Source organism: Streptococcus sp. 2741 (assembly GCF_013276315.1).
Taxonomy (GTDB): Bacteria; Bacillota; Bacilli; order Lactobacillales; family Streptococcaceae; genus Streptococcus; species Streptococcus pseudopneumoniae.
In genome coordinates this window covers 1-10,915 of sequence record NZ_VMKU01000117.1, presented here as the reverse complement: position 1 = coordinate 10,915, position 10,915 = coordinate 1, and the positions used below count along the sequence as shown (strand labels likewise).

Below are 10,915 nucleotides of genomic sequence, written 5' to 3'. Positions count from 1 at the left end.
GAGGCTTATTTACCATGGAATAAAGTTGTACAAGAAAAGTGCAAATAAGAAATCTCCAGATTAGGAACTATCCGTGAGTTCTCTAGTCTGGAGATCTTTCAATATACTTCGTTATTGGGCGGTTACGAAGACCTCCTGTATACTATTAGTAAAGTAAAACTATTGGAGGATATTTTAATGCAACAACCTATTGTTCCTGTAGAGATTCCACAATCTCGTCGTTTTGATTCTAAAAAGAGAAATGATAGTCTGCTTAAAATTCAGCAGAAAATCATTTAGAAGATAAGAAGAATGTTCGTCTCTTAGAAGCCAATCAGGTTGAAGAATTAGGGTTTGAGATAGAAGTTTTATAAAAAATCAAAAAAATAAACAACAAAAACAAACACAAACTATTGACTTTTTCAAACAATAGTAGTATATTATGTTTGTGAGGACTAATTGACTGTTTTTTAAAGACAGCCAATACACTGCTGGAATCCAGCCTAGAAAAAATAAAAAGGAGTATACAATATGTCTATTGTTATCGGTGCAGATGCTGCAGGTTTGAGATTAAAAGAAGTGGTGAAAGACTTCTTAGAAAAAGAAAACTTCCACCTTGTGGATGTTACAGCTGAAGGTCAAGACTTTGTTGATGTGACTCTCGCTGTTGCTGCAGAAGTAAACAAAGAAGAACAAAACCTTGGTATCGTGATTGATGCTTATGGAGCTGGTCCATTTATGGTCGCAACTAAGATCAAAGGAATGGTTGCTGCAGAAGTATCTGACGAACGTTCAGCTTATATGACTCGTGGTCACAACAACTCACGTATGATCACTATGGGTGCACAACTTGTCGGTGATGAATTGGCTAAAAACATCGCTAAAGGATTTGTTAACGGTAAATACGATGGAGGACGTCACCAAATTAGGGTCGATATGTTGAATAAAATGTGCTAATACTCTTCAAAAATCAAGATAATCTGTTGTCAGCTCACTTTAGCTAACCTCAGTTATGCTTGCAGCTCGCTTCCTAAGCTAATCTTGATTTTTCTTGAGTAGGGATAAATGATATTAGATTTATATAATTAATCGGAGGGAATAACTAATGAGAATTGCAATTGGATGTGACCACATCGTAACAGATGAAAAAATGGCGGTTTCAGAATTTTTGAAATCAAAAGGATATGAAGTTATTGACTTTGGTACATATGACCATACACGTACTCACTACCCAATCTTTGGTAAAAAAGTAGGGGAAGCTGTAACTAGCGGTCAAGCTGATCTTGGAGTATGTATCTGTGGTACTGGTGTTGGTATCAACAACGCTGTAAATAAAGTTCCTGGTGTTCGTTCTGCCTTGGTTCGTGATATGACAACAGCCCTTTATGCTAAAGAACAATTGAACGCTAACGTTATTGGTTTTGGTGGTAAGATTACTGGTGAATTGCTTATGTGTGATATCATCGAAGCTTTCATCCATGCTGAATACAAACCATCTGAAGAAAATAAAAAATTGATTGCGAAAATTGAACACCTTGAAAGTCACAATAATCGACAAACAGACGCAAACTTCTTCACTGAATTCCTTGAAAAATGGGATCGCGGAGAATACCACGACTAAGAGGTGACCTATGATTTTAACAGTCACAATGAACCCATCCATTGATATTTCCTATCCCTTGGATGAGTTGAAGATTGATACTGTCAATCGTGTGGTGGATGTAACCAAAACGGCTGGTGGTAAGGGACTCAATGTTACCCGAGTACTTTCAGAATTTGGAGATTCTGTTCTTGCTACTGGTTTAGTGGGTGGTAAACTTGGTGAGTTTTTGGTTGAAAATATCGATGATAATGTTAAGAAAGATTTCTTCTCAATTCAAGGAGAAACTCGTAACTGTATCGCTATTCTTCACGGAGACAACCAAACAGAAGTTCTTGAAAAAGGACCTGAAGTATTGGAACAGGAAGAAAAAGGCTTTTTGGATCATTTCAAAAATCTCTTAGAGTCAGTTGAAGTAGTAGCTATCTCAGGTAGTCTGCCAGCTGGCCTTCCGGTTGATTACTATGCGAACTTGGTAGAACTTGCTAATCAAGCTGGCAAGCCTGTTGTTTTGGACTGCTCTGGTGCGGCTCTTCAGGCTGTTCTTGAATCACCCCATAAACCAACAGTCATCAAACCAAATAATGAAGAATTGTCTCAGCTTCTTGGAAGAGAAGTTTCTGAGGATTTGGATGAATTAAAAGAAGTCCTTCAAGAACCTTTGTTTGCAGGTATTGAATGGATTATCGTTTCACTTGGTGCCAACGGTGCCTTTGCCAAACATGGAGACACTTTCTACAAGGTAGATATTCCTAGAATTCAGGTAGTAAATCCTGTTGGATCTGGAGATTCTACTGTAGCAGGAATTTCTTCAGGACTTCTTCACAAAGAATCGGATGCAGCATTACTCATCAAGGCAAATGTCCTTGGTATGCTCAATGCTCAAGAAAAAATGACTGGTCATGTCAACATGGCCAACTATCAAGCTCTATATGATCAATTAATAGTAAAAGAGGTATAAAATGGCTTTAACAGAACAAAAACGTGCACGCTTAGAAAAACTTTCTGATGAAAATGGTATCATCTCAGCTCTTGCATTTGACCAACGTGGTGCTTTGAAACGTCTCATGGCTCAACACCAAACAGAAGAACCAACTGTAGCTCAAATGGAAGAACTTAAAGTTTTGGTAGCAGATGAATTAACTAAATACGCTTCATCTATGCTTCTTGATCCTGAATATGGACTTCCAGCAACTAAATCTCTTGATGAAAAAGCTGGTCTTCTCCTTGCTTATGAAAAAACAGGTTATGACACAACAAGTACAAAACGCTTGCCTGACTGCTTGGATGTTTGGTCTGCAAAACGTATTAAAGAAGAAGGTGCAGATGCAGTTAAGTTCTTGCTTTACTATGATGTAGATAGTTCAGACGAACTCAACCAAGAAAAACAAGCTTACATCGAACGTATCGGTTCTGAGTGTGTGGCTGAAGATATTCCATTCTTCCTTGAAATCCTTGCTTACGATGAAAAAATTGCTGACGCAGGTTCAGTAGAATACGCGAAAGTAAAACCACACAAAGTTATTGGTGCTATGAAAGTTTTCTCAGACCCACGCTTTAACATTGATGTCTTGAAAGTAGAAGTTCCTGTTAACATTAAATATGTTGAAGGTTTCGCTGAAGGTGAAGTAGTTTATACACGTGAAGAAGCAGCAGCCTTCTTCAAAGCACAAGATGAAGCAACGAACTTGCCATACATCTACTTGAGTGCTGGTGTATCAGCTAAACTCTTCCAAGATACTCTTGTATTTGCCCATGAATCAGGTGCAAACTTCAATGGTGTTCTTTGTGGCCGTGCTACATGGGCTGGATCAGTTGAAGCATACATCAAAGATGGTGAAGCAGCAGCTCGTGAATGGCTTCGCACAACTGGTTTTGAAAACATTGACGAACTCAACAAAGTTCTTCAAACAACAGCAACTTCATGGAAAGAACGCGTGTAAGCAAGTCCTCCTAGGTTAGGAACATGAATCTAAAAAAATTTTAAAAAAAGTTGTATGTAAAGATTCACAAAATAACTTACTTGTGCTACACTTAAATCACAAGTTAATATGAATTAGAAAGTAACTAGATGAAGTATAATAAAAATAAGGTATAGTTTATTTTACGAGCTAGGAAGGAATAATACGGAAACAATATTGCCAGAATAAACTATATTTAGACGCACATTTCAATTCGTTGTTTTATAAAAGGAGAAGATAAATGGCTACTAAAAAGAGTTTTAAAGCGTTAGTTGTAGGACTAGGTATTGTTTCAATATTCTCATCAGCCTTACCTATGGTTAGTCATTCTGTATTTGCAGATAGTGCCCTAACTAGAGTAGATAAAGCAAATGATATTGTTTTGAATGTTGATGGGAATAAATTTTATAATGTTTCGGTTTCAGAAGATATTGTAAATGCTGGTCAAATTTTGGAAGATTATTTTTATGTAGATAAATTTGGAAATATAAATTTAAAAGGTACTCCTGAAGAGCTAGCAAAAAATATTGGTATTTCTGTACAAGAAGCAAGTTTGATGTATGAAGCTGTAAAAGAGTTGCCTAACGTTTACGAAAGAGGTCCTGTAGGTTTTCGTTTCAATCTTGGTCCTCAAGTGAGGGGGATGGGTGGCTGGGCTGCTGGAGCTTTCGCTACTGGATATGCTGGATGGCATTTAAAACAATTTGCGGTTAATCCTGTTACGGCTGGGTTTGTTGCTGTAATAAATGGTGCGATTGGCTGGGCTGTAAAAACTGCTGTAGAAAATTATTGGACAGTTGCTGTAGCTACAGTAGAGGTGCCATTTGTAAACCTTGTTTACACCATAGATTTACCTTAAAGGTTATTTCTTTATGAATAGTTCGTTTAAAAAAATAACCGTATTTTGTTTTATAGTTTCTTGTGTTCTTTGTTTATTAGATTTAATGAATTTTAAAAATGTAGCTACTTTTTTATTTTTCTGTCTTCCTGTTTTTGTTTTGATTTACAAAAATAAATAAAAACAGAGCCTCTGTTTGATGAATTTTAGAACATAGTTAAGTTTAAAAAAAGTTGTATGTAAAGGTTTACAAAATAACTTACTTGTGCTATACTTAAATCACAAGTTAATACAAGGTGAGTGTTACTAAGTAATATTAGGCATGATCACAGGTGAATTAGAAATCGGCTGATTTTCTAGTTCATTTGTGGTCATTTTTTATACTCATATACCTTTAAGATATAAAAGGAGGTTGACATGTATCGAATTCTAAATCCAATGAATCACAATGTCTCGCTTGTCAGAAATGATAAGGGAGAAGAAGTGATTGTGATTGGTAAGGGGATTGCATTCGGAAAGAAGAAGGGAGATTTGATTGCTGAACAGCAGGTTGAGAAAATCTTTCGGATGAAGACCGAAGAGTCCAGAGAAAACTTTATGGCTCTTCTCAAAGATGTTCCGCTTGATTTTATCACAGTGACCTATGAGATTATTGATAAGCTTTCCAAGAAATATCACTATCCGATTCAAGAGTATCTCTATGTAACCTTGACAGATCATATTTACTGTTCTTACCAAGCTCTAACTCAAGGAAGGTACAAGGATAGTAATCTGCCAGATATTTCTGCCAAGTATCCTGTCGCTTTTCAAATCGCAAACGAAGCTTTTGAAATTTACCGTCAGAAGTTAGCAGATCATTTTCCTGAGGACGAAATTATTCGGATTGCTTATCATTTCATCAATGCCGAAGGTGAGAATGAAGTCCAAGTGGTTGAGTCGATTGATAAGAGGAAAGAAATTCTCAGGAATGTTGAAAAAGTCCTAAGGGACTATGCAATTCAGCGAACCAAAGAGAATACCCATTTCTATGATCGTTTTATGATTCATTTGAATTATTTCTTGGATTATTTAGACAGATCTAGAGATGATAACCAATCACTTCTGGATATGGAAGATCATATTAAACAATCATATCCAAAAGCCTTCGAGATTGGCTCCAAGATCTATGATGTGATTACGCAACATACGGGTCTTGATTTGTATAAAAGTGAACGAGTTTATCTAGTTCTACATATCCAACGTTTATTATCATAAAAATTATTTAAAATTATATAAGGAGAATTCTATCATGAATAGAGAAGAAGTAACATTGTTAGGTTTTGAAATCGTAGCCTATGCTGGCGATGCTCGTTCAAAACTATTGGAAGCCTTGAAGGCTGCTGAAGCTGGTGATTTTGAAAAAGCGGACGCTCTGGTAGAGGAAGCTGGTAGCTGTATTGCAGAGGCTCACCACGCGCAAACAAGTCTATTAACTAAGGAGGCTTCAGGTGAGGACTTAGCGTATAGTGTAACCATGATGCATGGCCAAGACCACTTGATGACAACTATCTTGTTAAAAGATTTGATGCACCACTTAATCGAACTTTATAAGAGAGGAGTTAAATAATGAATAAGTTAATCGCCTTTATCGAGAAAGGAAAGCCTTTCTTCGAGAAATTATCTCGTAATATCTATCTTCGTGCTATTCGTGATGGTTTCATTGCAGGTATGCCTGTTATTCTCTTCTCAAGTATTTTTATCTTGATTGCCTTTGTACCAAACTCATGGGGCTTTAAATGGTCTGATGAAGTTGTAGCCTTTCTGATGAAACCTTACAGCTATTCAATGGGAATTCTGGCTCTCTTAGTAGCTGGTACAACAGCCAAGTCATTGACCGACTCAGTAAACCGGAGCATGGAGAAAACCAATCAAATCAACTATATGTCAACATTGTTGGCAGCAATTGTTGGTTTGTTGATGTTGGCAGCTGATCCTATCGAAAATGGTCTAGCTACTGGATTCTTGGGGACAAAAGGTTTGCTTTCAGCCTTCCTAGCTGCCTTTGTTACCGTAGCAATCTATAAGGTTTGTGTTAAGAACAACGTCACTATTCGTATGCCTGACGAAGTTCCACCAAATATCTCACAAGTCTTTAAAGATGTGATTCCATTCACTCTATCTGTTGTTTCTCTTTATGCTCTTGATTTACTAGCTCGTCATTTTGTTGGTTCAAGCGTAGCTGAATCAATCGGTAAATTCTTTGCACCATTATTCTCTGCTGCTGATGGTTATCTAGGTATCACCATTATCTTTGGTGCCTTTGCCTTCTTCTGGTTTGTTGGGATTCACGGTCCATCTATTGTTGAACCTGCTATCGCAGCGATTACCTATGCAAATGCTGAAGTCAACTTAAACCTTCTCCAACAAGGGATGCATGCTGATAAGATTCTTACTTCTGGTACACAAATGTTTATCGTTACCATGGGTGGTACTGGTGCGACACTGGTTGTTCCATTCATGTTTATGTGGTTAACAAAATCAAAACGTAACCGTGCAATCGGACGTGCGTCTGTTGTTCCAACCTTCTTTGGTGTCAACGAACCAATCTTGTTTGGTGCACCATTGGTATTAAATCCAATCTTCTTCATTCCATTTATCTTTGCTCCAATCGCAAACGTATGGATCTTCAAATTATTTATTGAAACACTTGGAATGAACTCATTTACTGCTAATCTACCATGGACAACCCCAGCTCCACTAGGTCTAGTTCTTGGTACCAACTTCCAAGTGCTATCATTCATTCTTGCTGCCCTTCTAATCGTGGTTGACGTTGTCATTTACTATCCATTCCTTAAAGTCTATGATGAACAAATTCTTGAAGAAGAGCGTTCAGGTAAGTCTAATGATGAATTGAAAGAAAAAGTTGCTGCAAACTTCAACACTGCAAAAGCGGATGCTATTCTTGAAAAAGCGGGTGTCGATGCAACACAAAATACCATCACTGAAGAAACAAATGTTCTCGTTCTCTGTGCAGGTGGAGGGACAAGTGGTCTCCTTGCAAATGCTTTGAACAAGGCAGCAGCAGAATACAATGTCCCTGTGAAAGCAGCAGCAGGTGGCTATGGTGCTCACCGTGAAATGTTGCCAGAGTTTGATTTGGTTATCCTTGCCCCTCAAGTTGCTTCAAACTTTGAAGATATGAAAGCAGAAACAGATAAACTCGGTATTAAACTTGCCAAGACAGAAGGCGCTCAATACATCAAATTAACTCGTGATGGAAAAGGTGCCCTAGCATTCGTACAAGAGCAATTCGATTAAGGCTAGGAACTGTGAAACAGTCTCCCATCGTTACGGAAATCGCTATGGCGAATTTCCTAATCGCCTTATTAATTCGTCGGTAAAAAGATATCGTTTTTACCTCCTCATGTCACAATTCGGTGACTTGGTACAAGAAGTGAGATGGAGAAGGATGGCTCACTGACTCCTCTCCTCTCACTTTTACTTTATTTAAATCAAGAAATAGGTGAAAAAAATGACAAAAACACTTCCAAAAGACTTTATTTTTGGTGGCGCAACAGCTGCCTATCAAGCAGAAGGGGCTACACATACTGATGGAAAAGGACCAGTTGCGTGGGATAAATATCTTGAAGATAACTACTGGTACACTGCAGAACCAGCCAGTGATTTTTACAATCGATATCCAGTTGACCTCAAGCTAGCAGAAGAGTATGGTGTCAATGGCATTCGAATTTCTATTGCCTGGTCACGTATTTTCCCGACTGGTTATGGTCAAGTAAATGCTAAAGGTGTTGAGTTTTATCATAATTTATTTGCAGAGTGTCACAAACGTCATGTTGAGCCCTTTGTAACTCTTCATCACTTTGACACGCCAGAAGCTCTCCACTCAAATGGAGACTTCTTAAACCGTGAAAATATCGAACATTTTGTAGACTACGCTGCCTTCTGTTTTGAAGAATTTCCAGAAGTAAACTATTGGACAACCTTTAATGAAATTGGACCAATCGGTGATGGTCAATACTTGGTTGGGAAATTCCCTCCAGGTATTCAGTACGACCTTGCCAAAGTCTTCCAATCGCACCACAATATGATGGTGTCTCATGCACGTGCAGTCAAGCTATATAAAGATAAAGGATATAAAGGGGAAATTGGTGTTGTTCACGCCCTGCCTACTAAATATCCTCTAGATCATGAAAATCCAGCAGATGTTCGTGCAGCTGAGTTGGAAGATATCATCCACAATAAATTCATCTTAGACGCAACTTATCTAGGTCGCTATTCAGCTGAAACCATGGAAGGTGTCAACCATATCTTATCAGTCAATGGTGGTAGTTTGGATCTTCGTGAAGAAGATTTCACAGCATTAGAAGCTGCGAAAGACTTGAACGACTTCCTTGGAATCAATTACTATATGAGTGACTGGATGGAAGCCTTTGATGGCGAAACTGAAATCATTCATAATGGTAAGGGTGAGAAAGAAAGCTCTAAATACCAAATCAAAGGTGTTGGTCGTCGTGTAGCTCCTGATTATGTACCACGTACGGATTGGGATTGGATTATCTACCCTCAAGGTTTGTATGACCAAATCATGCGCGTGAAGAAAGATTATCCGAACTATAAGAAAATCTACATCACTGAAAATGGACTTGGTTATAAAGATGAGTTCGTTGATAATACTGTTTACGACGATGGTCGTATTGATTATGTGAAACAACACTTGGAAGTCTTGTCTGATGCGATTGCAGATGGAGCGAATGTAAAAGGTTACTTCATTTGGTCATTGATGGACGTCTTCTCATGGTCAAACGGTTATGGAAAACGTTACGGTCTCTTCTATGTAGACTTTGAAACGCAAGAACGTTATCCTAAGAAATCAGCTCACTGGTACAAGAAACTAGCGGAAACTCAAGTGATTGAGTAGTAGAATGAGTCATTAGATATAGAATTTTAGTGAGGCAAAAAGATGTTCAAAGATTTTATTCAATCAATTTATGAAAAAGTTTATATTATCAATTTTGATAAATGTTCTCAAATACCTTGTTTGACGAATAAAGAACTGAAAAGCCTTGGAAAATGGTATGTCTCGACCGGTAAAGAATGGATTTGTCATTCAGATTATGAGCTGGAAGAATTTAAAAATATCTTTTTAAATTTTATCAGTCCTGAAGAATGGGATACTATCTCCTTTGATTCAGATTTTATGCCGTTTCAACAATCGTAACCAATTTCCAAAAAAGTTTTAAATCTTATATCTAGTACTCTGCAAAACTCTTATCTAATCACGTTGCTTATACTCAATAAAAATCAAAGAGCAACTTTAAACTAGGAAGCGAGTCGCAGGTTTCTCAATGCATAGCTTTGAGGTGGCAGATAAAGCAAATGGGCAAAAAGTCTTTGATACAGAAAAACGCATAATATCAGGTGTTGAAAAACCTTGATATTATGCGTTTTATTGTGGGAAGATTTACTTCTGAAATTGAGTTCTTACCCAGAATCTTTCAGTTGATTAAGGCTTGATGACTTTAGTAAGTTTAGATAGCTCAAAAAGGATTGAATCACTTAGTTTAGAATCTGAAACAATAGTATCAAGATTTGATACATTATAAAAAGTATAAAAATCAAACTTATTGAACTTACTATGATCTGCGAGTAAATATTTTTTATTAGAATTATTTAAAGCGATGCCTTGAGCCTCTCCCTCTTCCTCGCTAAAAGTAGCTAGAGCTCCGTTTTGAATACCATTACAGCTAACGAAAGCTTTAGAAAATTGGAGATTAGAGAGATTTTGTAGGGTCAATGTGCCAACAAAAGCACCTGTAATATCGCGATAATTTCCACCTATCAAAATCAAATCTGTTAATTTTCGTTCGCTTAAAATCAGAAAAACAGGTAGACTGTTGGTCACGACGCGGATATTGTCAATAGGCAACTCACGCGCAAAAAATTCTAATGTTGTTCCTGGTCCAATAAAAATAGTTTCTCTTTCTTCTACTAGACTGCCTGCAAAACGGGCTATTTCTTGTTTTTCTGCCGTTTGGAGGGCTTGTTTTTCAATATTTGATCGCTCATTAGTCAAAAGGGAGTTGGTTCGAAGTTTTTCAGCTCCACCATGCACACGAATCAGCAAATCTTTATCAGCTAATTCCTGTAAATAGCGCCTTGCAGTCATATCTGAAACGGCTATTTCGTCCATAATCTGTTTAACCGTTATGGTTCCTTTACTATTTACTGTTTCTAAAATTTTGGTTAATTTTTCTTGTTTGAGCATATTATCACCTCGTTTCCTACTACTATCTTACCATAAACTAGCTCATCATTCAAATACAAAAACAACAAAATAAAACAAAAACAAAAATATCGAGGTTTATTTTCAAAACTTTCGATATTTTTATTAAGTTATGATTTTGTTGTTTCTAGTTTACTTTTTATGATTGAGAGTGGTGGAGAATTATACTCAATGAAAATCAAAGAGCAAACTAGGAAGCTAGCCGTAGGTTGCTCAAAACACAGTTTTGAGGTTGTAGATAAGACTGACGAAGT

11 protein-coding genes and 1 pseudogene are annotated in these 10,915 nt (G+C 37.2%); 11 read left to right on the top strand and 1 reads right to left on the bottom strand.

Annotation, left to right across the window (positions count from 1 at the left end; all coding sequences use genetic code 11):
- Positions 1-269: 269 nt before the first annotated feature.
- The 11 genes and pseudogenes from HT671_RS09820 to HT671_RS09770 form a co-directional block, all read left to right on the top strand.
- A pseudogene (locus HT671_RS09820) lies at positions 270-353 on the top strand (aldose epimerase); the annotation flags it as partial.
- Between the two features lie 157 nt (positions 354-510).
- Positions 511-936 carry a galactose-6-phosphate isomerase subunit LacA gene (gene lacA, locus HT671_RS09815; protein WP_000029271.1) on the top strand — a complete coding sequence of 142 codons (426 nt, stop codon included), beginning with the start codon at positions 511-513 and terminating at the stop codon, positions 934-936.
- A 148-nt stretch (positions 937-1,084) separates the two neighbouring features.
- Positions 1,085-1,600, top strand: a complete 516-nt coding sequence (gene lacB / locus HT671_RS09810; protein WP_001216912.1) for a galactose-6-phosphate isomerase subunit LacB — start codon at positions 1,085-1,087, stop codon at positions 1,598-1,600.
- Positions 1,601-1,610: 10 nt separating this feature from the next.
- Entirely contained in the window at positions 1,611-2,540 is a 930-nt protein-coding gene (locus tag HT671_RS09805; protein WP_166728037.1) for a tagatose-6-phosphate kinase, read from the top strand.
- Between the two features lies 1 nt (position 2,541).
- Entirely contained in the window at positions 2,542-3,522 is a 981-nt protein-coding gene (lacD, locus tag HT671_RS09800) for a tagatose-bisphosphate aldolase (protein WP_172923149.1), read from the top strand.
- A 259-nt stretch (positions 3,523-3,781) separates the two neighbouring features.
- Positions 3,782-4,399 (top strand): hypothetical protein, encoded by a 618-nt coding sequence (locus HT671_RS09795; protein ID WP_172923148.1) that lies wholly within the window; start codon positions 3,782-3,784, stop codon positions 4,397-4,399.
- A gap of 396 nt (positions 4,400-4,795) precedes the next feature.
- A complete protein-coding gene (locus HT671_RS09790; RefSeq protein ID WP_166736470.1) occupies positions 4,796-5,632 on the top strand; it encodes a transcription antiterminator in 837 nt (278 codons plus the stop codon).
- Between the two features lie 34 nt (positions 5,633-5,666).
- Positions 5,667-5,984: a PTS lactose/cellobiose transporter subunit IIA gene (locus HT671_RS09785; RefSeq protein ID WP_001078331.1), complete on the top strand. Its 318-nt coding sequence runs from the start codon at positions 5,667-5,669 to the stop codon at positions 5,982-5,984.
- Positions 5,984-7,675, top strand: a complete 1,692-nt coding sequence (locus tag HT671_RS09780; RefSeq protein WP_172923147.1) for a lactose-specific PTS transporter subunit EIIC — start codon at positions 5,984-5,986, stop codon at positions 7,673-7,675. The genes HT671_RS09785 and HT671_RS09780 overlap by 1 nt, the downstream gene beginning before the upstream one ends.
- A gap of 214 nt (positions 7,676-7,889) precedes the next feature.
- Complete coding sequence (gene lacG, locus HT671_RS09775) at positions 7,890-9,296, top strand: 6-phospho-beta-galactosidase (RefSeq protein ID WP_172923146.1); 1,407 nt, start codon at positions 7,890-7,892, stop codon at positions 9,294-9,296.
- Positions 9,297-9,338: 42 nt separating this feature from the next.
- Positions 9,339-9,596, top strand: coding sequence for a DUF3884 family protein (locus HT671_RS09770; protein WP_138702167.1), 258 nt, complete (start codon positions 9,339-9,341; stop codon positions 9,594-9,596).
- Positions 9,597-9,881: 285 nt separating this feature from the next.
- Here HT671_RS09770 and HT671_RS09765 read toward each other — a convergent pair whose 3' ends face one another.
- Positions 9,882-10,643: a DeoR/GlpR family DNA-binding transcription regulator gene (locus HT671_RS09765; protein WP_050261957.1), complete on the bottom strand. Its 762-nt coding sequence runs from the start codon at positions 10,641-10,643 to the stop codon at positions 9,882-9,884.
- Positions 10,644-10,915: the final 272 nt, after the last annotated feature.

Excerpts from the sequence above, each read along its gene's own strand:
- HT671_RS09765 (WP_050261957.1), bottom strand. The coding sequence starts at position 10,643 with ATGCTCAAACAAGAAAAATTAACCAAAATTTTAGAAACAGTAAATAGT.
- HT671_RS09780 (WP_172923147.1), top strand. The coding sequence starts at position 5,984 with ATGAATAAGTTAATCGCCTTTATCGAGAAAGGAAAGCCTTTCTTCGAG.
- HT671_RS09785 (WP_001078331.1), top strand. The coding sequence starts at position 5,667 with ATGAATAGAGAAGAAGTAACATTGTTAGGTTTTGAAATCGTAGCCTAT.
- lacB (WP_001216912.1), top strand. The coding sequence starts at position 1,085 with ATGAGAATTGCAATTGGATGTGACCACATCGTAACAGATGAAAAAATG.
- lacG (WP_172923146.1), top strand. The coding sequence starts at position 7,890 with ATGACAAAAACACTTCCAAAAGACTTTATTTTTGGTGGCGCAACAGCT.
- HT671_RS09805 (WP_166728037.1), top strand. The coding sequence starts at position 1,611 with ATGATTTTAACAGTCACAATGAACCCATCCATTGATATTTCCTATCCC.
- HT671_RS09790 (WP_166736470.1), top strand. The coding sequence starts at position 4,796 with ATGTATCGAATTCTAAATCCAATGAATCACAATGTCTCGCTTGTCAGA.
- lacA (WP_000029271.1), top strand. The coding sequence starts at position 511 with ATGTCTATTGTTATCGGTGCAGATGCTGCAGGTTTGAGATTAAAAGAA.
- lacD (WP_172923149.1), top strand. The coding sequence starts at position 2,542 with ATGGCTTTAACAGAACAAAAACGTGCACGCTTAGAAAAACTTTCTGAT.
- HT671_RS09795 (WP_172923148.1), top strand. The coding sequence starts at position 3,782 with ATGGCTACTAAAAAGAGTTTTAAAGCGTTAGTTGTAGGACTAGGTATT.
- HT671_RS09770 (WP_138702167.1), top strand. The coding sequence starts at position 9,339 with ATGTTCAAAGATTTTATTCAATCAATTTATGAAAAAGTTTATATTATC.